Source organism: uncultured Ferrovibrio sp., assembly GCF_937960835.1.
Lineage (GTDB): Bacteria > Pseudomonadota > Alphaproteobacteria > Ferrovibrionales > Ferrovibrionaceae > Ferrovibrio.
The window spans coordinates 1-22,106 of sequence record NZ_CALGPC010000003.1; the positions used below are offsets into that span (position 1 = coordinate 1).

The following is a 22,106-nucleotide window of genomic DNA, read 5'->3' on the forward strand; positions in this document are numbered from 1 at the left end:
CATACGAGATTGGTCAGTGACTGGAGTTCAGACGTGTGCTCTTCCGATCTCCGCTGGAGCAGGCCGTTGCTGCCAATCCGAACGACCATCAGGCGCGCTATGATTATGCCGTAGCGCTGTTCGGCGCGCAGAAGACGCAGGAAGCCATCGATCAGCTGCTCGATCTGGTGAAGCGCGACCGCAAATGGAACGACGAAGCGGCGCGCAAGCAGCTCGTGAAGATTTTCGAGGCGCTGGGGCCGATGGATCCGCTGACTGTGGAAGCGCGTCGCCGGCTTTCTTCCATCCTGTTCGCATGAATGACCTGCCGCCTCCCGGCGATATCGGTGCATTGAGCCGCACAATCCCGATTTTTCCGCTGAGCGGCGTGCTGCTGCTGCCGAACACCGTGCTGCCGCTCAACATCTTCGAGCCGCGCTATCTGGCGATGACACGCGACGCGCTAAAGAAAGCGAAATCGGGTGGCGCAGCGCTGATCGGCATGATCCAGCCAACCGAATCCGAGCGTCGTAATCCACGTCCGGATGTCTACAAGGTCGGCTGCGTTGGCGCGATTGCTGATGCAGCCGAAACCCAGGATGGCCGCATCCTGATCACCCTGCGCGGTTTGTGCCGGTTTGCCGTGGCACGCGAGCTCGATGTCGATACGCTGTATCGGCAGGTGGAAGCGGATTACACCCCTTATGCAGATGATTTCACGCGCGTGCAGAGTGGTGAGGCGGACCGCGATCGCCTGCTGAAGGCGCTGAAGGCCTATGGCGAGCGGCGCAACCTGCCTATTGACTGGGACTCGATCCATGCTGCACCCGATGAACTGCTGGTGCATTCCTTGAGCATGATCTGCCCCTTCACCGCCGGCGAAAAGCAAGCCCTTTTGGAAGCCGCACATTTCCGCGACCGCGCCGCGCTGCTGACTACGCTGCTGGAGATGGCGGTGCTAGAATCGGGTAGCCCGCATTATTCCGGCTCGGGTAACAACCCGAAGCTGAACTGACCGGAGCATTATCATGACCGAAGCCACGTCCGCTCCCTCGCCCGCCGCGGCGCCTGTCGACCCCAAGTTGCTCGAATTGCTGGTCTGCCCGGTGACCAAGGGGCCGTTGGTCTATGACCGCGAGAAGAACGAGCTGATCAGTGAGAAGGCCGGGCTGGCTTTCCCGATCCGCGATGGCATCCCGATCATGCTGGTGGACGAGGCGCGCCAGATCGACGACCGTCCGTCTCACGTCGGTTAAATGTCCATGTCGCCATACCAGCAGGCAGGCCGACCCGCCTGCACTGAACTGCGCTACAAATCAGCCGAGAAGCTGCTGGAAGTGGAATTCGCCGACGGCAAGAAGTTCTCCTTCACGGCGGAGTTTTTGCGTGTCGAAAGCCCGTCGGCCGAAGTGCAGGGCCATGGGCCGAACACGAAAACCCTGGTGCCCGGCCGCCGCCATGTCGGCATCATCGGGATCGAACCGGTCGGCACCTATGCCGTGCGGCTGAAATTCGACGATCTGCATGACAGCGGCATCTATAGCTGGGAGTGGTTCTACGACCGCGGCCATGACCAGCAGGAGTTGTGGGCTGCCTATCTGGCCGGCCTGGAGGCCAAGGGCCTGAGCCGCGATCCGCAACGCTGATCTTCACTGTCAACGCCTTAAGCGGCGGGTGTCTGTGCTACAGGCTGCTGGATGCCGCCATACGTTTTTTCTCCGCACCTGTCGGGACAAGGCGGGCATCGGCGTCCTTGGGATAAGACGAAGGGAAGATCCATGCTCTATGCAATCCTTTGCTACAATGACGAAGCGGCGGTCGAAGCCTGGCCCAAGGAGAAGGACGATGCCGTAATCGCCAGACGCCGGCAGGTGACCGATGCCTTGGCGGTGAACGGCAAGCTGGGCCCGGTCTTGCGTCTGATGCCGACAACGGCCGCAACTACCGTACGCTATGGCAAGGAGCCGCTGGTGCTTGATGGACCATTTGCCGAGACCAAGGAGCAGTTGCTGGGCCTTTATGTGATCGATTGCGCCAGTCTCGAAGAGGCCATCGAGACTGCGAAACGCATCGGCGGCAATGAGGATCGCGGCACCTTTGAAATCCGGCCTTTGCGTTATTGCAATGCCGGCGCCCTGGCATTGGAGAACCTGTCCGCATGAGCGACCTGGCCTGGACTGACACGGCGTTGCGCGCTGCGCGTCCTCAGGCCTTGGGTGCTTTGCTGCGTTATTTCCGCGACCTCGACCGCGCCGAGGAAGCCTTTCAGGAAGCCTGTCTCAGAGCCCTGAAGCATTGGCCGCTGAACGGTCCGCCGCGCGATCCGGTTTCCTGGCTTGTCTTTGTAGGACGCAACGCGGGCCTTGACGACATGCGCCGGCGGCAACGACAGGAAGCTCTGCCCGATGAAGCCGTGATCTGCGACCTGGAGGACGCCGAAAGCTGGCAGGCCGAGCAGATTGACCATGCGCAATACCACGACGATGTGCTGCGGCTTTTATTCATCTGCTGCCATCCCGAACTGCCGGCGACGCAGCAGATAGCGCTGGCTTTGCGCATCGTCTCCGGCCTGACGGTGGCTGAGATCGCTCGCGCCTTCCTGGTCAGCGAAGCCGCGATGGAGCAGCGCATCACACGCGCCAAGCGCAAGGTGAGCGATGCCGCCCTGCCCTTCGAGGCGCCGGGCGCGCCGGAGCGGGCCGAGCGGCTGGGCGTGGTCGCGGCGATGATCTACCTCGTATTCAATGAAGGCTACTCCGCCAGCGGTGGCAAAGCGCAGATCCGCGCCTCGCTATGCGAGGAAGCAATCCGGCTGGCTCGGCTTTTGCTGCGAATGTTTCCATCCGAACCGGAGATCATGGGCCTGCTGGCGCTGATGCTGCTGCAACATGCGCGCACACCGGCACGGCTCGATGCGGACGGGCAGATCGTCCTGCTGGACGATCAGGACCGCAGCCTGTGGAATGCCGGGATGATCGCCGAAGGAACGGCACTGATCGACAAAGCGATGCGGCATCGCCGCACCGGGCCTTATCAGGTGCAGGCGGCAATTGCCGCCTTGCATGCGCAGGCCAGCCGCCCGGAAGATACCGATTGGGCGCAGATCGACATGCTCTACGCCACCTTGGAGCGGCTGCAGCCCTCACCCGTGGTAACACTCAACCGCGCCGTCGCGGTATCCAAGCGGCTGGGGCCGGCAGCGGCACTGGAGATGATCCAGCCCCTGGCCAAGCCTTTATCAAGCTATTTCCATTTCCATGGCCTGCAAGGCGCATTGCTCATGCAGCTTGGCCGCAACGAGGAAGCGGGCATCGCTTTCGGCAAGGCCATTGCACTGGCACGTACGCCGGCAGAGGCCGCGCATATCCGCCAGCATCTGGATCGGCTGCAGAAAGACAGCAATCAGCCGGCGGCTTGAGCCGACGGTCACCCCAGCCGCTCGCCCTTCAAAAGCCGCGGCAGGGTTCCGACATCGCCCATCGCATGGCGCATGAAGAACTTCTTCAGCGGCAGAATGCGATCCACGATGCCAAGCCCCAGATCGCGCACGATGCGGACCGGCACGATGTCATTGGAGAATAGCCGGGTCAAACCATCAGTAACCGCGCTGAGCACCAGCGTATCGGTGCGGCGCCAGCGGGCGTAACGCTCCAGCACATCGGCCTGACCAAGATCGAGACCCAGCCGCTTGGCATCCACCAGCGCCTCGGTCAGTGCGGCGATATCGCGCAGCCCCAGATTGAGTCCCTGTCCCGCGATGGGATGGATGCCATGGGCCGCGTCGCCGATCAGCGCCAGACGGTGATCGGTATAGCGCTCGGCATGCAGGAAGCTGAGCGGATAGGACCAACGCGGTCCCACCACATGGGCCTCGCCGTAGCCGTCGCCGAACCGGCGGCGCATCTCAGCTTGGAAATCCGCGTCAGTCAGCGCCATGATAGCTTTGGCGCGCCCGGTAGGTTCGGTCCAGACCAGCGACGAGCGGTGTATGCCATTCTCGTCATCGGTCATCGGCAGAATGGCGAACGGTCCTGCCGGCAGGAAACGCTCCTGTGCCGCGCCCTCATGCGGCAGTTCATGCGCCACTGTGCAGACGATGCCGGTCTGGTCGTAAGCCCAGGTCACTGTCTTGATGCCGGCCTGCTCGCGTACCATGGATTGCCGGCCATCAGCGCCAATCACCAGCCGGGCATGCAGACGGCGGCCGTCTTCCAGTTCCACCATGGCCGGAGCCCCTGAACCGGGGGTACCGCGCTCAATGCGGCTGACGCTCATCGGCGCGAAGAGCCGCAGCGCTGGCAGTTCTTCCAGGGCAGCTTGCTGGGCCAGCCGCATCACGCGGTTTTCGACCATATAGCCGAAAGGCGCATCGCCGAGATCGCGATGATCGTAATGCACGAAAAGCAGCGAATCGCCGTCCGAGACGCGGATGTCCCACATCGGCTGGGCCTCGCGCACATGACGCCACAGGCCGATCGCCTCCAGCATGCGCTGCGAGGCCAGGGCAATTGCCGAGACTCGGCCGTCGAATGCGGCCTGGGTGGCACGTACCGGATCCTCCCGGTCGATCACCGCGACCGAAATGCCGTGACTGGCCAGCGCGATCGCCTCGGTCAGTCCTGCCAATCCGCCGCCGATGATGACCACATCGCAGGACTCCGTATCGCGGGAATCCGTGGCCGCTTGGGAAATTGTTGCCTGCTCGATCATGCAATGCCTCTGGAGTCCGTACCATCGACGGGGCGGGCTGGATTGTCCAGAGCCAAAGGTGCCGTCAAGCGCAAAGCTGATATGGACGCGACACTGTAGCCGTACTAGCTTCTCAGCCATGCATCGTGGATGGCTGGTCCTTCTTGTGCTGGCTTGGCTCACGGCCCTTTTCCCGCCCCTGCCGCGGGAAGCGGCGGCGCAAGAAAAGATTCCCGTCGATCTGGAATTGCTGCTGGCTGTGGATATTTCCGGCAGCATCGATCCCGATGAAGCCAAACTTCAGCGCGAAGGTTATGCCCGCGCCATCGTCGATCCCGCCGTCATCAAGGCGATCCGTTCCGGCATCCATGGCCGCATTGCGCTCGCCTATTTCGAATGGTCGGACAACTACATGCAAACCGACATGATCGAATGGACCCTGGTGCATGACCAAGCCAGCGCCGAGGCCGTGGCCCGGCAGTTGCTGGAACATCCGGTGCGTACCGCACGGCGAACCAGTATTTCCGGCGCCATCCTTCATGCGGTGCCGCGTTTCGGCAGCGGGCCGTATCAGGGCCTGCGCCGCGTGCTGGACATCTCGGGCGATGGGCCGAACAATGATGGCGGGCGGGTCGATCTGGCGCGCGACCAGGCACTCGCCGCGGGTATCGTCATCAATGGCCTGCCGATCATGAACGGACGGGTCAATACCTGGGGTTTTCCCGTCCTGGAGGATCTGGATCGCTATTACGAGGGCTGCGTGATCGGCGGGCCAGGCGCCTTCGTGGTGGCGGCCGAGGGGTTTGATACCTTCTTCGAGGCGATCAGGCGCAAGCTGGTGCTGGAGATCGCGCAAAGGCCTGCGGCCCCCGTCCTCCAGCCGGGTCCTCGTCAGCCGAAATCGGGTCCGATTCTCAGGACTGAGAGTCCGGGCTATGAAAAAGGCTGCGACATCGGCGAACGGCAGAGCCAGGAATTCTGGCGCCGGCGCTTCGACCAGTAAACGGGTGGAACCCCAGCAAAATCACCGGCCTCCGGTCTTGGCCTTGCCCGCCTTTTGCCGTATTTCCAAGGAATAAACCGTCCGGAAGCAACCGGCCCACCTGATACGACTGACCCTCTGGGAGTTCCCGCCAATGACCTCGCGTACTGGTCCGTTCGACCGCGCCGATTTTCCGTTCGCCCTTCGCCTCGTCACCGAAGCTGCCGCCATCGCCGCCTATGACTGGGTAGGCCGCAGCAAGAAGGAGGAAGGCGACGGCGCCGCCGTGGAGGCAATGCGCAAGGCCCTGAACGAGATCAACATCAATGCCGTGGTGATGATTGGCGAAGGCGAGAAGGACAACGCGCCGCTGCTCTATCGTGGCGAACGCATCGGCACAGGCGAGCCGGAAATCGAAATCGCCGTGGACCCCATCGAGGGCACCACCAACATGGCCAACGGCGTCGACAATTCGATGGCGGTTTTCGCCCTGAGCCCACGCGGCTCGATGTTCGATTTAGGCCCCAGCTTCTACATGGACAAGCTGGTGGTGCCGGCTGCGGCCAAAGGCAAGGTCGACCCGACCTGGCCAGTGAAGAAAAAGCTGGAAGCGCTGTCGGCCGCGCTGAACAAGCCGATCTCCGAGCTGCGTATCTTCGTGCTCAACCGCAAACGCCATCATGCGATGATCAAGGAAATCCATGAGGCCGGCGCGCGCACGGTGCTGCAGGAAAACGGCGATGTGGCCGGCGCCTTCATGGCGCTGCAGAAGGGCCATAACGTCGATGCCTTGTTCGGCACCGGCGGCTCACCAGAGGGCGTGATCACGGCAATCTTTGCCAAGGCTCTCGGCGGCGAGTTCTTCGGCCGCGTCGATCCGCAAAGCGACGAGGAAGCTGCCAAGGTGAAGGAATTCGGTCTCGACAGCACCAAGTGGCTGAGCGGCAGCGAACTGGTAAAAAGCGACGATGCGATCTTCGTCGCCACCGGCATCAATTCCGGACCGCTGTGCCGCGGCATCACCATCGACCGCGGCGAAGTCCGCCTGCATACCGTGATCCTGATGGCAAAGACCGGGGCGCGCTACGACCTCGTCAGCCGAATCCCGAAGCGCTGATCAGGAGCATCGCGCGATGAACCTGCGCGAGATTCCGCTCAAGCCTTTTGCCGGACAGAAGCCCGGCACATCGGGCCTGCGCAAGAAGGTCACTGTCTTCCAGCAGCCAGGCTATCTGGAAGCCTTCGTGCAGTCGGTATTCGACACGCAGGAGGCGCTGAAGGGCGGCCTGCTGGTGCTGGGCGGAGACGGCCGGTTCTTCAACCGGCAGGCAATCCAGATCATCCTGCGCATGGCGGCTGCCAACGGCATTGCCCGCGTGCTGGTTGGCCGCGGCGGCATCCTCTCCACGCCGGCGGCCAGCGCGGTGATCCGCCGCCATAAGGCTCAGGGCGGACTGATTTTGTCTGCCAGCCACAACCCAGGAGGACCGGACGGCGATTTCGGCATCAAGTTTAATATCGCCAATGGCGGCCCTGCCCCCGAAGCGGTGACGGAGGCCATCTATCTGTGCAGCGAGCGGATTAAGCGTTATCGCATCCTGGAGGCTGCGGATCTCGATCTTGACCGTGTTGGCGAACAGCGGCTGGGCGGAATGACGGTCAGCGTGATCGATCCCGTCGAGGACTATGCCGCGCTGCTGCAGACATTGTTTGATTTCGACGCTATTCGCGCGCTGATCCAAAAGCCGGATTTCCGCTTCCGCTTCGATGCCATGCATGCAGTGACCGGACCTTATGCGCGCCGCCTGCTGATCGACATGCTGGGTGCGCCGCAAAGCGCGGTCGTCAATGCCGAGCCGAAAGAGGATTTCGGCGGCGGCCACCCCGATCCCAACCCAGTCTATGCCGACAAGCTGTACAAGGACGCGGTGATCGACGGCCAACTCGACTTCGCCGCGGCATCCGATGGTGACGGCGACCGCAACATGATTTTGGGCAAAGGCGTCGCGGTGTCGCCGAGCGACAGCCTTGCCGTGCTGGCCGCCAATGCACGCCTAGCGCCGGGTTATGCCAACGGCATCGCGGGCGTTGCGCGTTCGATGCCAACCAGCCGCGCGGCCGATGCCGTGGCCAAGGCACTTGGCCTTCCCTGTTTCGAGACGCCGACCGGCTGGAAGTTCTTCGGCAATCTGCTGGATGCCGGCCGAATCACGCTCTGTGGTGAAGAAAGCTACGGCACCAGTTCCGATCATCTGCGCGAGAAAGACGGCCTATGGGCGGTCCTGTTCTGGCTGAACATCCTGGCGAAACGCCCGGGTGAGACGGTGTTGTCCATCCTGCAGGATCACTGGCGGCGCTATGGCCGGCATTATTACAGCCGCCATGATTATGAAGCGGTCGATGCCGTGAAGGCCAAGACGGCGCTCGATACCCTGCGTGTCAGCCTGCCGACGCTTTTGGGAAGCAAGATCGGTGAACTTACGATAACGAACGCCGACGATTTTGCCTATCGCGATCCGGTGGATGGCAGCGAAAGCAAGGGGCAGGGTCTGCGCGTGATCTGCGGCGAACAGGCGCGCATCATCGCGCGGCTATCGGGCACCGGCACCGAAGGCGCGACGATCCGGCTTTATTTTGAACTGTTCGAGGCGGATCCTGCCCGCCAGAATGAAGATGTGCAGGCAAAGCTGAAACCGCTGATCGATTTTGCCGAGCGCCAGACCGGCATCCGTCAGCATACCGGTCGCGCGGAACCAGATGTGATTACGTAGCATCCATTACGTAACATCCCAGGGAGAGGCCATGTCGTTGCCACTGCCGATCGACCAGACGCCCGCCTGGCGAGCGCTTGCCGCCCACGCTCTTGCTATGAAGCAGCGGCACTTACGTGAATTGTTCGCGTCCGATCCACAACGTTTCGAGCGCTTTTCCTTCCGTTGCGATGAATTTTTGCTCGACCTGTCGCGCCAGCGGCTGGAGAGCGAAACCTTAAACCTGCTGCTCGATCTTGCCCGTGAGGCAAAGGTCGAGGAGTGGCGGGACCGCATGCTGCGCGGCGAGCGTATTAACGTCACCGAAGATCGCGCCGTACTGCACACCGCTCTGCGCCTGCCCAAGGGCAGCAGCCTGATTGTCGACGGCGAGGACGTGGTGCCACATGTACATCGCGAATTGCAGCGCATGGCCGCGATGGTGGACGCCATCCGCGGCGGTCACTGGCGCGGCGTTACCGGTGAACGCTTCAAGCATGTCATTGCCATCGGCATCGGCGGCTCGGATCTTGGCCCGCGCATGGTCGTGGAGGCGTTGTCGCCCTATCGCCAGCCCGGCCTCGATATCCATTTTGTCAGCAATGTCGACGGCGCGGATATCGCCCGCGCTCTGCAGCGTTGCGATCCGGCTTCGACCCTGGTGATCGTCGCCTCCAAGACCTTCACCACCCAGGAAACCATGATGAATGCCGAGACGGCGCGCGACTGGCTGCGCCGTTCGCTGGGTGCAGATTGCGACTGGGCCAAGCATTTCACCGGCATCTCGGCCAATCCCGGCATTCCCGGCAAATTCGGCATCCCACCCGAGCGCGTGCTGCAATTCTGGGATTGGGTTGGCGGTCGGTACTCGCTGTGGTCGGCGATTGGCCTGTCCATCGCGCTTGCCATCGGCATGCCGCGCTTCCGCGAGTTGCTGGCCGGTGCCCATGCGATGGACCGCCATTTCGCCACGGCGCCGCTGGATAAAAACCTGCCCGTGCTGATGGCGCTGGCAGGTATCTGGAACATCAATTTCCTGGGCTTCACCAGCCTGGCTGTGCTGCCTTACGATCATGGCCTGTCGAAGCTGGCCGCCTATCTGCAGCAGGCGGATATGGAGAGCAACGGCAAGGGCGTCGACCGCTGGGGGCGCAGCGTCGGTTATGCCACCGGTCCGACGGTGTTCGGCGAGCCTGGCACCAACGGCCAGCATGCCTTCTATCAATTGCTGCATCAGGGGCCACAACCAATCCCAGCCGATTTCATCGTGCCGCTGGGCAGCCATTACCGGCTGGACAAGCATCACGACATCCTGCTGGCCAATGCCTTCGCGCAGGCTGAGGCTTTGATGAAAGGCCGTACCCGCGCCGAGGCCGAGGCCGAATTGCGCCAGGAAGGCTTGCCGGAGGATAAGGTCGCCATGCTGGCGCCGCAGAAAGCCTTCCCCGGCAACCGTCCAAGCACGACGATCCTGCTACCGCGCCTGGACCCGTATTATCTGGGGATGCTGATCGCGCTGTATGAGCACAAGATCTTCGTGCAGGGCGCGATCTGGGGGATTAATTCCTTCGATCAGTGGGGGGTCGAGTTAGGCAAGCAGCTGGCCAAGCCGATCCTGGAGGAATTGACAAACAGCAATGTGCAGCATCCGCATGATGCCGCAACCAGCGCACTGATCAATATCGCGCGCGGCTATCCACGCCAGACCTGAACGATTCGAGCAGGTAATCAGGCCGGCAGCTTGTCTATGGCAGTCAGGCCGTCCTTCATCAACCGGGAGGCGGCCTGAGCGCCGCCAACCAGTTCCAGCATGCGTACGGCACCATAAAGCTGCTGCTTGGCTGCATCCTTGCCAAGGCCGTTGAACTTGCCGGATTTGATATCGGCGATCAGCGCAGCCCCACCCTGTTCGATCTGCTGCGTCAGCGTCTTCAGCGCGCTGGCGACTTCCTTCTCGGCGCCGATTTCGTTCGCGACCTTGGCTACCTTCTGCAATGCGAAGGCCCGATTCTCGGCCTGCAGCTTGGCTTCGAACAAAGCCTCCTGCGCCGCGGAGGGATCGTCGCGGCGCGGCGCATCGAGCGCCGCCATGATCTTCGTATCGGCACCGGCGAGGACGCCGGTCTTGACCATCTCGCGCAACCTGGCCTCTGCCGCCTCCATTTCGGGCTGCGGACCATCCGCGATGCCATCGGCCTTCAGCCGGCCGATCATACGGACGAAATCATCAACCATGGCGGCGATGTTGCTGTCGCCGAGCTTCTCGGCATTGGCGCGGCCGATCGACTTGAAGAAACGCCTGCTGTCGCCCGAGATCATCCGGCGGACAAACTGACCGGGCTTCACCCCCTCAATGCCGGTAGGCTGATCACCCAGCGCATCGAAGACCGGCAACAGCTGGAACGGATCACTCGTGCGCGCCAGCACGACAGCGATCATCATTCCGGGCATCGCCGCGCCGCTCAGGCAGAGGGCCGTATAGTCCTCGCGGATCGCCTCGATTTGCTCCGGCAGCAGCTTGCCCACGGGCTTGGGCGATAACTCATCACGCAGCTTTTCCAGCGCGCCCGCAATCTCCAGCGCGCCAAGCATATCGACCAGGTCAAGGAACGGCGTTTCGCCGCCAAGCTTGGCAATCAGTGCCTCGCGATGGGGTGGCTCGTTGTTCGCGCGATCGATTTCCTCGCGCAGGCGCCGCGCGGCAATATTCCACAGCGTCGCGCCGAATTTCGCGATCCGCGGATCCGCACTAGCGCCAATGGCCGGCGGCGACGAGGCACGCAGACTGGCCTCCAATTCCTTCACAGCGGCCTGATCGAGGCAGGACAGCACGAAATCCCAGCACGGCGCCACGGAGGCGCGCGAGATTCGTCCGAACTGCTTGTCACCGTCTTCCGGCAAAACCAGCAGATCTTCAAAGGGATGGCAGAATATGCGCTGCAGCGTCAGATGCCGCGGCGGTCGGGTCTTCACCAGACGCGGCCGCAACGTGCCTAAGGCCGCATCGGCCATGGCGGCCGACAGAACGACGGCGCGCGAGCGCTCAATCAGCAAGGTGAGCTGCGCTACCTTCTCGTCTGGAATTTCGAATAGCTTGCGCTCAATATCGCGCAGTTCGGCAGTAAGGTCGCTCATATGCGCCCCCGCTTCACCGTCTCCACGCGACGGACCATCTCAAGGTCGAGCATACCGGAATTCCACCCCTCCAACGCGCGCACCTGCATACGCGAGCTCTCCTGTATCCCGTGGAGATTCGGCCGGTTGGCCGCCTCCTTCTCCGGGATGATGGGCAAAATCCGGTAAATTTCCGTTACGGCCGCGCGCTGGGCGTCGCGATCCCTGTCCTCATGGGCGCGCCAGAGCAGGATGATGAACTCCCAGCCATCTACGGTCCACCACAGGCGCTCCAAGTCCCGCTTTAGCGGGATGACTGCCTTGTCCCAATTGCTCAGTACACGATCTGCATATTCCACTGGCCGGAGGGCTGCGGTGGCGAGTTCGCGAGCAAATTCTTCGGTAAAACGGGCCATACGCGCCGACGCCCGGGCCAGACCGGCCGCCTCCGACTTGTCGGTGCTCGCCCACCGGTCCAGCCGGTCGGCCAGATCGCCGATGGCCTCTATCAGACGTCCTATCCGGCATTTCTTGGGCATCCCCGGCAGGCCGATCGGCGCCAGCAATTCGCCCCACCGCTCAAGCCGGATGTAAAGCTCATGGGAATTGGTGCCGAGCCGCTCGGCAATATCGCCCAGGCCGCTGCGGATGCGTTCCCGGCCGCTGGACGTCGTCAGGTCGGAGACCTGCAGGGTCATCTGCCCGTCCGACATTCCATCAATCACCTGCCGGAACAAAAAAAAGCGGGTCAGCAGGATCTCGTTTTCCAGTTCGGCCAGTTCCTCCTCGGCGGAACGCTGCGCCTCGGGGCCGGCCAACCCGGTCTTGGCGGTTTCCAGGGTGGCCTGGCGGATATCCGGCGGCAGGCATGACCGCCGCGCCAGGATGGCGTCCTGCAACGCCCGGTCATGCATGGTCAGGGAAAAGATTTCCGGCACATCGCGCCAGCGGATCACGTAATTCCCCTTGGCGCCGGAAAAGGCGGATACCGTCAGCTCAAGCTGCTCGCGGTCATCCATGCGCACGCGCGACTGGCTCAGCGCCGGCGTCGTGAAAGAAACGGCGGTACCGCGTTCTTCAAATCTCGTGGGCTGGAACTGCTGTCCTACGCCGCCCGGAAAAGTCATCCCCCGTCCAACCGTCTGTTGGCCTACTTCGGCGCCACTAAACCACAAGGCCGAAGCGGCGAAAACAATTCGGCGGGGTTCAGGCCAACCAGGACCGCGATTTTTCGATCACCCGGATGGTCTCGTCCCAAAGTTCGAATCGGGGAAGGTCGGCCGGATCGACCCAGGCGACCGCTGCTGCGTCATCGCCGGCAACCGCCTCGCCGCTGACCCAGCGGGCGGCATAGTCGACAATGGTGTAGTGGTAGAGCAGACGCCCGTCCGCGTCACGATGCATCGCATCTATAACCTCCACCAACCCGAGCAGCTCGATCTCAACGCCGGTCTCCTCGCGCAATTCCCGCCGGATGCCTTCGGCAACGGTCTCGCCCAGATGCTGCGCGCCGCCGGGCAGGCTCCAGATACCGGCGCGCGGCGGCCGGCCGCGCTGCACCAGCAGTACCTTGCCGTCTTTCCAGACGATGGCGCCAAGCCCCACCAGGGGCTGGGTGGGATATTCGCGCGACATCGCGGCGCCGGCCCGCCGCCTATTCCGCCGCCTGGCTCAGATCGCCGTTGAGGATGCGCCAGATCTTCTGCGGCGTGGCCGGCATGTCGATATGGGTCACGCCAAGATCGGCGAGAGCATCGACCACCGCATTGATCGTCGCCGGAGCCGAGCCGACCGCGCCCGCTTCTCCCGCGCCCTTCACGCCGAGCGGATTGGTCTTGCACGGCACTTCGCAGAGAATGACTTCGATCTCCGGGAAGTTGTCGGCACGCGGCAGGCAGTAATCGGTGAAGCTGCCGGTCAGCAACTGGCCGTCGGCATCGTAGACGACGTTTTCATAGAGCGCCTGGCCGATACCCTGCACCACACCGCCATGGATCTGGCCCTTCACGATGGTGGGGTTGATCACGCGCCCCATATCGTCAGCGACGACATAGCGCACCACCTCGATCACGCCGGTGGCCTCGTCGATCTCCACCTCGCAGACATGGCAGCCATTGGGGAAGGTGATCGCCTGGACCTGCCAGTCGGCCGCAGTGTCGAGGCCGCGTTCACTGCGTTTGCGCGCCTCGGCGGCGACCTCCATGATGCCGACAGCTCGATCGGTGCCAGCCACGGCAAAGCGGCCAAGCTTGAACTCGATATCGCTCTGCGCGGTCTCCAGCATGTCGGCGGCGATCGCCTTGCCCTTTTCGATCACCTCGTCCTTGGCCTTGAGGATAGCGCCGCCCTCGGAATAGAGAGACCGCGCGCCGCCGGTGCCGCCGCCGGTTGGAATGGCATCCGAATCGCCCTGCTTGATACGGATCTTGTCGAAATCGACGCCAAGCTGCTCGGAAACGATCTGGGTATAGGCCGTCTCGTGGCCCTGACCGGTCGACTGCGTGCCGACATATACCTCGACATAGCCGTCTTCGGTGAACTTGATCTCGGCGCGCTCGGTCGGCGCGCCACCGGTAGCCTCCAGATAATAGGCCATGCCGATACCGCGGCGCTTGCCGTGCTTGCGGGCTTCGGCGCGGCGCGCTTCGAAGCCGGCCCAGTCGATCGCCTGAAGCGCCGTGTTGGAAGTATTCTCGAATTCGCCGGAATCGTAGGTAAGGCCCATGGCGCTGGTCCAGGGGAAGGCGCTGGGCGGGATGTAGTTCCTGCGGCGCAGCTCGGCACGGTCGATCTTCAATTCACGCGCGGCGACGTCGATTAAACGCTCCATGATGTAATTCGATTCCGGACGGCCGGCACCGCGATAGGCGTCCACCGGCACCGTGTTGGTAAACACGCCTTCGACATGGGCATGCACCGCCTGGAAACGATAAACCGAGGACAGCACCTTGGTGCCGGCCATGGTCGGGATCATCGGCGCATAGGTCGACAGATACGCGCCCATATCGGCGATGTTGTGAATGCGCAGAGCAAGGAAGGTATTATCCTTGTCCAGCGCCAGCTCGGCATGGGTGAGATTCGCGCGGCCATGGGTGTCGGTCAGGAAAGCCTCGCTGCGATCCGAGGTCCATTTCACCGGACGCCCCAAGGCTCGGCTGGCAAATAGCACCATCACCTGCTCGGGATAGATGAAAATCTTCATGCCGAAGCCGCCGCCGACGTCGCTGGTGACAACGTGGAACTTGTCCTCGGGAAGACTGAGAATCTTGGCCAGCAGCTTCTTCTGAACCCAGACGCCCTGGGTTGGCACGTAGAGCGTGAAGCGGCCGCTATCCTTGTCAAAATTCGCCAATGCGGAGCGCGCCTCCATCGAGGCGACAACGATGCGGTTATTCTCAAGCGTCAGCTTGACCGTCTTGGCGGCTGAAGCGAACAGCGCATCGACCTTGGCCTTGTCTCCGACTTCCCAGTCGAAGGCGCGGTTGTTCGGCACCTCGGGCCAGATCTGCGGCTGGCCCGGCTCCATCGCAGTCGCCAGGTCGACAGCGGCCGGCAGCGGATCGTAATCCACCTCGATCATCTCTGCCGCATCGCGCGCCTGGGCAACAGTTTCGGCCACCACGAAAGCAACCGGATCGCCGACATGGCGCACCATACCGTCGGCCAGCGCCGGACGCGGCGGGTCGGCGCGCAGCGAGCCGTCGCGGTTTTTCAGCGGAATGGTGCAGGGCAAGTCGCCGATATTGGCCGCCTTCAGATCGGCAATCGTATAGACCGCCTGCACGCCGGGCGCACCCTGGGCTGCCGTGGTATCGATCTTGAGGATCTTGGCATGGGCATGCGGCGAGCGCAGCATCACGCCATAAAGCTGGCCAGGAAGATTGATATCGTCGGTATAACGCCCCTTACCGGTGATGAAACGCTGGTCCTCCACACGGCGAACCGGTTGGCTCTGGCCGAACTTGGTCATCTGGGGATTCCTTTCGGGGCGTGGTATCTACGCAGGACGCTGGCGGAAATGATAGGGATTCCGCCTGCCCTTTCAACCCGTCCAAACACCGGAGATTGCACCCCTTAAACACCGCGGATTGCACCCCTGCTCTGCGTTCATTCCTTCAAATGCATCCTCAAGGCCCATACCGGCGCAAAGACCGGTAAGTCCAGAACGGCAGGGCTCCCATGACAACGCAAAAGCCGGAAAACAGGAATACCGCCGTATAGCCGCCGGTGATGTCGTGCAGCCAGGCGCCCAGCAGTGTACCGGTCGAAACGCCGAAGCCTGAACCCACCATGATGGTCCCGAAAATCATCCCGAAGCGGCGGCCCTGAAAAATCCGGGCCGCCGTGGCGCCGACCATCGGTCCGCGCGCGCCGAAAGACAGGCCAACCAGCAGTACGAAGGCAGACAGGAAAAACAGGTTCTGATGCGCCTTCAACGCCCAGAGTGAGGCCAGGCCGGCCAGGCTGAAGGCATAGGAGATTGCTGCTGAAGCATGCCGGCCGATACGGCCATCGGCCCAGGCAAAACCGATAATACCGATCGGCGTCAGCACGCCGACCAAGCCATAGATCGAGGCGGCCTGCAGCGGCGCATAGCCGAGTTCGACCAGATAGGCGACCGCCTGCACCATCACCGAGAACATGCCGGCGCTGGTGAAAAAGAAGACCGAGGCCAAACCCCAGAAGGCGGTGGTGCGCATCGCGCTCCACAAGGTCCATTCGGTTGCGACCGGCCTCTCCTCGGTTGGCGCTGGCAGAGCGACGCGGCCGGCCTGCGCCAGCGGCCATTGCACCAGCAGCAGCGCCGGCGCCACCAGGATCGCAATGCACGCCAGAACGACATAGGCTGTGCGCCAGCCCCAGGTCTCGATCAGGAACTGCGCCAAAGGCACCAGCATGAGCGAGCCCAGGCCCAGCGCGGCATAGACCACGCTCATCGCCCGCGACAGGGAAGCCCCTTCGAACCAGCGCGCCAGCAGGGCGGAATGCGGCGCATTGCCCAGCGACGATGCGGCGCTGCCGACACTGATGCCTATGAACAGATAGAGTTGCCAAAGCTGGCTTGCCTGCGACGCTGCCAGCAGGCCGGCGGCGAGTAAAATCAGACCGCCTATATAAAGTTTCAACGGCCCGAAACGGTCAAAGCAATAACCCGCAAGCGGCGCGCTGCAGCCTGCCAATAACATCTGGAGCGAATAGATGGCGGCGACTTTCGCGCGGTCCGCCTGAAATTCATCGGTCAATGCCAGCAGGAAGGTGGTGAAGGTTTCACCAGCGCCACGCGACAGCGCATTCAGCAAAAAGCATATGCCAACAAGAATAAGGGCTGTGCGCGCGACATCGCGATGTCGCGCCTGACTTGATCCGTCTTCAGGCATGTCTAGACTCCGGCTCCACTCTCGGCCTGACGCAGCATGTTGCGCGCAATCACCAACTGCTGAATCTGGCTTGTACCCTCATAAAGCCGGAACAGGCGCACATCGCGATAAAAACGTTCAACGGCAAATTCCTGGATATAGCCCGAGCCGCCGTGTATCTGCACGGCGCGGTCGGCAACACGGCCAACCATCTCGGACGCGAAATACTTGCAGCACGCGGCTTCCATCGACACATTTTCGCCGGCGACATAGCGTTTGGCGGCGTCGCGGATCATGCAGCGGGCAGCATAGGCCTCAGTCCGGCTGTCGGCCAGCATGGCCTGGACCAGCTGGAATTCGGCAATCGGCTGGCCGAACTGCTTGCGATCCCGCGCGTAGCTGACCGACTCATGGATCAGCCGCTCGGCGGCACCAACGCACATGGCGGCGATATGCAGCCGGCCGCGATCCAGCACCTTCATCGCGGTCTTGAATCCCTGCCCTTCCTTGCCGCCGATGATATTGGCCGCAGGCACCTTCACGTTATCGAAAATCACATCGGCCGTATGGGCGCCGCGCTGGCCCATTTTCTTGTCTGGCTTGCCAATGGTGATGCCGGGCGAATTCGCTTCCACAATAAAGGCCGTCACGCCGCCCGCACCCTTGTTGTTCGGGTCGGTGCGCGCCATCAGCGTGAAAATGCCGGCATGCGGCGCATTGGTGATGAAGCGCTTGGTGCCATTGACGATATAGACATCGCCCTGGCGTTCGGCCCGGGTACGCACCGAGGCGGCATCGGAGCCGGCTTCCGGCTCGGTGAGCGCGAAGGATGCGATCACTTCACCGCTCGCCAGCTTGGGCAGCCAGCGCCGCTTCTGCTCCTCGGTGCCGTCGATCAGGATGCCCTGGCTGCCGATTCCGACATTGGTGCCGAACATGCTGCGGAAGGCGGGCGAGGTCCAGCCCAGCTCGAAAACCAGTTCGATTTCCTCGGCAAGATCAAGGCCAAGGCCGCCATATTCCTCAGGGATCGAAAGGCCGAACAGGCCAAGTTCGGCGCAGGCTTGCCGGATATCGTCAGGGATGCGGTCTTCGTCAGCGACTTGTTTTTCCAGCGGCACCAATCGTTCACGCACGAAACGGCGCAACGTGGCGCGGGTCTGCTCGAGCGTTTCCAGGTCCATTGCCTATACTCTTCCAAATCGGTCTGCGGCCAGCTTGGCATAACTTGCCGCAGACGCAAAGCGCATCGCATCACCCCTTGCGGAAGGCGATGGCCGCCGCCCAGCCGGCAAACACGGCCAGAAGTACGGCCACCAGGCCGTAGACCGCCGGCTCCGCCCGCGAGAAATCATATATCTGCTGCTCGACGCCCTGCTTGTCGATGAAAAGCGGCGTCGACTGCGCCGCCACGATGCGGTCGTCCCGCACCAGATAGACTTCCGCCTGATAGGTGCCCACCGGTACGGTTGAAGGGAAGCTGATTTCCGTGCGGAACAGCTTCGGCCCGAGGAAATCGATGCCGCCGACCAGTTCGTGGTAGAGGCCCTCGCGGATCTTCTGCCGCGCGATGGCGTTGCGGAACTCGACAATATCTGGCGGTGGCTCAGTGCCGATATAGCGGAAGCGCAGGTTCGCCGTGCCGATCTGCAGGCGCTGCAACAGGCTCTGCGGCGCGATTTCTTCCAATGGCGCGGTGCTGATGACGGCATAGTATCCCGGCACGCCGTCGAAACTTTCTGAGCGGCGCGTCAGCCAGAAGCCCAGCGTGCGGCGCTTGCGGCGCACCACCGCGGTACTGACCGGTCCGCGGATGACCACGATCACTTCGCCCGGCTCGTCAATGGCGCCGAACAGCAGCAGTTCGGTGCCCGTGAAACTGGAGGTGATCGCGATCAGATGCGACGATAGATCGGTGATGAGCGGCGCATCGGCAGGGGCCGGGCCGCGCGGTGCGTTGCGCGTGGCCTGAGCCATCGCCTGCTGCCATAGCAGCACTGCCAGCAGCCCCAGAGCCAGGATGATGACGCGCCGCCTCATCGCGTGGTCCCCGGCGCTGCTTCAAGGAAGTAGGCATCTTCCGGCGGCACCACCAGTTCGATGGCGAGCGCCACGGCGACGATCAGCACCAGCGCAGCCAGAAGTCCGCGAATCTGCTCGCCCCGCAGCCGGGCGCCATGGCGAACGCCGTATTGGGCACCGACCACCGATCCGATCAGCAGCAGCAAAGCCAGCGTGACATCCACTGTCTGGGTCGTGATTGCATGCAGGATGGTGACGTTGGCGGTGACAAAAATGATCTGGAACAGCGAGGTGCCGACGACCACGGCGGTCGGCATGCCAAGCAGATAGATCATCGCGGGCACCAGCATGAAGCCCGCGCCGACGCCCATGATGGCGGCCAGGATACCGACCACGATCCCGAGCCCCACAGGCAGCAGCATGCTGATGTATAGCTGCGACCTGCGGAACCGCATCTTGAAGGGCAGCGCACGGATGAAGGGATGATCGTTCAGCCGCTTGCGGCGCGCCGGCAGCGGCGCGTTCGGCTTGCGCCGCAGCGCGCGGATGCTTTCGATCATCATCAGGCTGCCGATAAAGCCGAGGATCAGCACATAGGACAGCGCGATCACTGCATCGAGCTGGCCGATCCGCTTGAGCACGCCGAACAGGTAAGCACCGAAGCTGGAGCCGATCAGGCCGCCGACCAGCAGCACCGCGCCCATCTTGAAATCGACATTGTTCTTGCGCCAGTGGGCGTAGACGGCGGAAACACTGGCGGCGACGACCTGGTTCGCCGAGGTGGCCACAGCCACCGGCGGCGGCACGCCGATGAAGATCAAAAGCGGCGTCAGCAGAAAGCCGCCGCCGACGCCGAACAGGCCGGAGAGATAGCCCACCGCCCCACCCAGCCCGAGCAGCAGCCACAAATTGACCGACAGCTCGGCGATGGGGAGGTAGATGGGCATAATTGTTTAATTCTTAAGCTGGAGCCGGATGAGCCGGGATGTAACGCAAACTGCCATGATAATCGTTGCTATTTGGTGACTTATTTGCTGGCCGCTGCCGCGTTCCCCGGTGCGGGAATCACCCCGGCCCGCTCCAGCTCCCGTCCCAGCGATCCGGTCAGGAAGCAAAAATACATTCTGAAATCGGAAAACAGCGACCAGAACGGATAGCGGAAAGTCGCCGGCCGATTTTTCTCGACGAAGAAATGGGCGATCCAGGCGGGGCCATAGCCCGCCACCAGGCCACCCAACAGCCAGCGCCAGTCCCCGGTCGCCGCCAGGGCCCCCAGGCAGATCAGCGCCAGGGTGGTTCCAAGATAGTGCCAGGCCCGGGTTGCCGGCTTGGCATGTTCCCTCAGGTAATAGGGCCAAAAGTCCGTATATGCGGTTATCCGATTGTCGGACATGGCTATTTCCTCCGCCTCAGCCTGGTGGAATCATACGCCTCTAAAATGCGGATTTCCAAGCCGAATTCGGCATATTCGCCGGGCCGGGAGATTCTGTTTGACGTTTACGTTAACGTAAACTAAGACTCCCTGCCGACTCAGAAAATCGCCCTTAGGGAGGCCTGCCGTGTCGGACAAGACCTACACGATCACTGATCTGGCGCATGAATTCAAAGTCACTGCGCGCGCCATTCGCTTCTATGAGGATAAAGGGCTGCTGCACCCGTCCCGCCAGGGGATGATGCGCGTCTATACCAAGCGCGACCGCGCCCGCCTGATGCTGATCCTGCGCGGCAAGCGGGTTGGCTTCAGCCTGGCCGAAATCCGCGAGATGATCGACCTCTACGATCTGGGCGACGGCCGCGTGGAGCAGATGAAGCTCACCCTGAAACGCTCGCAGGAGCGGCTGGCCGCGCTGGAAATGCAGCGCCGCGACATCGATACGGCCATTTCCGAGCTGAAACGCGACATCCGCATCATCGAAGACTTCCTGAAGATGAAGGAACGCGACCGCGACAACACGCCCTCCTTCAAGGAATTCGTTCTGTCGCGCACCGGTACCCTGGCGAACGTCGCCGAATAACACTTCAACCTTAAATTTCAGTCCGCTTACTCAAGGAGACGCAGTCATGATGCGCAACGTGGTGATCGCCGGCTATGCCCGCTCGCCTTTCACGCTGGCCCGCAAGGGAGCGCTCACCAAGGTCCGTCCCGACGATCTGGCCGCTCAGGTGGTCAAGGCGCTGGTCGAGCGCACCGGCATCGATCCCAAGGCGATTGAAGACGTCATCGTCGGCTGCGCGTTTCCTGAGGGCGAGCAGGGCCTGAATGTCGCGCGCATCATCAGCTTCCTTGCCGGCATCCCGCTGGAAGCCGCCGGCACTACAGTGAACCGTTTCTGCGGTTCGTCGATGCAGGCGATCCATCAGGCCGCCGGCGCCATCCAGATGAATGCCGGCGAGGCCTTTATCTGCGCCGGCGTGGAAAGCATGACCCGCGTGCCGATGGGCGGCTTCAATACGCTGCCGAACCCGAAGCTGCTGAAGGAATATCCGCAGGCCTACGTCTCGATGGGCATCACGGCGGAAAACCTGGCGAAGAAATACGGCATCGACCGCAAAGCTCAGGAGCAGATGGCGATTGAAAGCCATGCCAAGGCCGCTGCGGCGCAGAAAGCCGGCAAACTGGCGGATGAGATCGTTCCTATCGTCGACGGCAACAATCGCGTCGAGCTCGATGGCTGCATCCGCCCTGACACTTCGGCGGAAGGCCTCGCCGGCCTGAATCCGGCTTTCGACGAAAAGGGCACGGTCACGGCCGGCACCTCCTCGCCGCTCACCGACGGCGCCTCGGCGACGCTGGTCTGCTCGGAAGATTTCGCCAAGGCCCATGGCCTGAAGCCGCTGGCCCGCATCAAGTCGATTGCCGTTGCCGGTTGTGCGCCGGAGATCATGGGCATCGGTCCGGTGCCGGCGACCGAAAAAGCGTTGAAACGCGCCGGCCTGTCGCTGCAGGACATCGATATCATCGAGCTGAACGAAGCCTTCGCCGCGCAGGCGCTGGCCTGTGTCAAGCAAGCCGGTTACGACATGAGCAAGGTCAACCTCGATGGTGGTGCCATTGCGCTCGGCCATCCGATGGGCGCCACCGGTGCGCGCATCACCGGCAAGGCAGCTGCCTTGCTGAAGCGCGAAGGCAAGCAATTTGCGCTGGCCACTCAGTGCATCGGCGGCGGTCAGGGTATCGCCACCGTCCTCGAGGCCGTCTGATCCGCTGGAGCA

The 22,106-nt window shown here is 62.6% G+C and carries 21 protein-coding genes; 11 read left to right on the top strand and 10 right to left on the bottom strand.

Features of this window, described 5'->3' with window-relative positions:
* Positions 1-295: 295 nt before the first annotated feature.
* From Q0603_RS02340 to Q0603_RS02360, 5 genes are all read left to right on the top strand, one after another.
* Positions 296-994, top strand: coding sequence for an LON peptidase substrate-binding domain-containing protein (locus Q0603_RS02340; RefSeq protein WP_298721470.1), 699 nt, complete (start codon positions 296-298; stop codon positions 992-994).
* A 13-nt stretch (positions 995-1,007) separates the two neighbouring features.
* A complete protein-coding gene (locus Q0603_RS02345) occupies positions 1,008-1,235 on the top strand; it encodes a Trm112 family protein (protein ID WP_298721473.1) in 228 nt (75 codons plus the stop codon).
* 6 nt (positions 1,236-1,241) lie between these two features.
* Positions 1,242-1,625 carry a DUF971 domain-containing protein gene (locus Q0603_RS02350; RefSeq protein WP_298721476.1) on the top strand — a complete coding sequence of 128 codons (384 nt, stop codon included), beginning with the start codon at positions 1,242-1,244 and terminating at the stop codon, positions 1,623-1,625.
* 132 nt (positions 1,626-1,757) lie between these two features.
* Positions 1,758-2,141, top strand: a complete 384-nt coding sequence (locus tag Q0603_RS02355) for a YciI family protein (RefSeq protein WP_298721478.1) — start codon at positions 1,758-1,760, stop codon at positions 2,139-2,141.
* On the top strand, positions 2,138-3,397 hold the full coding sequence (locus Q0603_RS02360) for an RNA polymerase sigma factor (protein ID WP_298721481.1): 1,260 nt from the start codon (positions 2,138-2,140) through the stop codon (positions 3,395-3,397). Before Q0603_RS02355 ends, Q0603_RS02360 begins: the two co-directional genes overlap by 4 nt.
* An 8-nt stretch (positions 3,398-3,405) precedes the next feature.
* On the opposite strand, the gene Q0603_RS02365 is transcribed toward Q0603_RS02360, so the two are convergent.
* Positions 3,406-4,689 (bottom strand): UbiH/UbiF/VisC/COQ6 family ubiquinone biosynthesis hydroxylase, encoded by a 1,284-nt coding sequence (locus Q0603_RS02365; RefSeq protein WP_298721483.1) that lies wholly within the window; start codon positions 4,687-4,689, stop codon positions 3,406-3,408.
* 118 nt (positions 4,690-4,807) lie between these two features.
* On the opposite strand from Q0603_RS02365, the gene Q0603_RS02370 reads away from it, so the two are divergent.
* The 4 genes from Q0603_RS02370 to pgi all read left to right on the top strand — a co-directional run bounded on the left by Q0603_RS02370 (position 4,808) and on the right by pgi (position 10,111).
* The gene (locus Q0603_RS02370; RefSeq protein WP_298721486.1) at positions 4,808-5,671 is read left to right on the top strand and encodes a DUF1194 domain-containing protein; all 864 of its coding nucleotides are present in this window, start codon (positions 4,808-4,810) and stop codon (positions 5,669-5,671) included.
* Between the two features lie 133 nt (positions 5,672-5,804).
* On the top strand, positions 5,805-6,767 hold the full coding sequence (glpX, locus tag Q0603_RS02375) for a class II fructose-bisphosphatase (protein WP_298721489.1): 963 nt from the start codon (positions 5,805-5,807) through the stop codon (positions 6,765-6,767).
* Positions 6,768-6,783: 16 nt separating this feature from the next.
* Positions 6,784-8,421, top strand: coding sequence for an alpha-D-glucose phosphate-specific phosphoglucomutase (locus tag Q0603_RS02380; RefSeq protein ID WP_298721494.1), 1,638 nt, complete (start codon positions 6,784-6,786; stop codon positions 8,419-8,421).
* Between the two features lie 31 nt (positions 8,422-8,452).
* Complete coding sequence (gene pgi, locus Q0603_RS02385; RefSeq protein ID WP_298721497.1) at positions 8,453-10,111, top strand: glucose-6-phosphate isomerase; 1,659 nt, start codon at positions 8,453-8,455, stop codon at positions 10,109-10,111.
* 17 nt (positions 10,112-10,128) lie between these two features.
* Here the strand turns inward: pgi and Q0603_RS02390 are convergent, their stop codons facing one another.
* From Q0603_RS02390 to Q0603_RS02430, 9 genes are all read right to left on the bottom strand, one after another.
* Entirely contained in the window at positions 10,129-11,535 is a 1,407-nt protein-coding gene (locus tag Q0603_RS02390; protein WP_298721501.1) for a hypothetical protein, read from the bottom strand.
* The gene (locus tag Q0603_RS02395) at positions 11,532-12,641 is read right to left on the bottom strand and encodes a hypothetical protein (RefSeq protein ID WP_298721506.1); all 1,110 of its coding nucleotides are present in this window, start codon (positions 12,639-12,641) and stop codon (positions 11,532-11,534) included. The genes Q0603_RS02390 and Q0603_RS02395 overlap by 4 nt, the downstream gene beginning before the upstream one ends.
* Positions 12,642-12,720: 79 nt before the next feature.
* Positions 12,721-13,149, bottom strand: coding sequence for an NUDIX hydrolase (locus tag Q0603_RS02400; RefSeq protein ID WP_298721509.1), 429 nt, complete (start codon positions 13,147-13,149; stop codon positions 12,721-12,723).
* A 19-nt stretch (positions 13,150-13,168) separates the two neighbouring features.
* Entirely contained in the window at positions 13,169-15,484 is a 2,316-nt protein-coding gene (locus Q0603_RS02405; protein WP_298721510.1) for a xanthine dehydrogenase family protein molybdopterin-binding subunit, read from the bottom strand.
* 157 nt (positions 15,485-15,641) lie between these two features.
* Positions 15,642-16,892 carry an MFS transporter gene (locus Q0603_RS02410; protein ID WP_298721513.1) on the bottom strand — a complete coding sequence of 417 codons (1,251 nt, stop codon included), beginning with the start codon at positions 16,890-16,892 and terminating at the stop codon, positions 15,642-15,644.
* A 2-nt stretch (positions 16,893-16,894) separates the two neighbouring features.
* Complete coding sequence (locus tag Q0603_RS02415; protein WP_298721516.1) at positions 16,895-18,055, bottom strand: acyl-CoA dehydrogenase family protein; 1,161 nt, start codon at positions 18,053-18,055, stop codon at positions 16,895-16,897.
* A gap of 70 nt (positions 18,056-18,125) precedes the next feature.
* Positions 18,126-18,911 (bottom strand): TIGR02186 family protein, encoded by a 786-nt coding sequence (locus Q0603_RS02420; RefSeq protein WP_298721519.1) that lies wholly within the window; start codon positions 18,909-18,911, stop codon positions 18,126-18,128.
* Complete coding sequence (locus Q0603_RS02425) at positions 18,908-19,840, bottom strand: sulfite exporter TauE/SafE family protein (protein ID WP_298721522.1); 933 nt, start codon at positions 19,838-19,840, stop codon at positions 18,908-18,910. The genes Q0603_RS02420 and Q0603_RS02425 overlap by 4 nt, the downstream gene beginning before the upstream one ends.
* An 80-nt stretch (positions 19,841-19,920) precedes the next feature.
* Positions 19,921-20,286 carry a DUF962 domain-containing protein gene (locus Q0603_RS02430; protein ID WP_298721525.1) on the bottom strand — a complete coding sequence of 122 codons (366 nt, stop codon included), beginning with the start codon at positions 20,284-20,286 and terminating at the stop codon, positions 19,921-19,923.
* 166 nt (positions 20,287-20,452) lie between these two features.
* Here Q0603_RS02430 and Q0603_RS02435 point away from each other — a divergent pair, with 166 nt between their 5' ends.
* A complete protein-coding gene (locus Q0603_RS02435) occupies positions 20,453-20,908 on the top strand; it encodes a MerR family DNA-binding transcriptional regulator (RefSeq protein WP_298721528.1) in 456 nt (151 codons plus the stop codon).
* Between the two features lie 49 nt (positions 20,909-20,957).
* Positions 20,958-22,094: a thiolase family protein gene (locus Q0603_RS02440; protein WP_298722167.1), complete on the top strand. Its 1,137-nt coding sequence runs from the start codon at positions 20,958-20,960 to the stop codon at positions 22,092-22,094.
* Positions 22,095-22,106 lie beyond the last annotated feature (12 nt).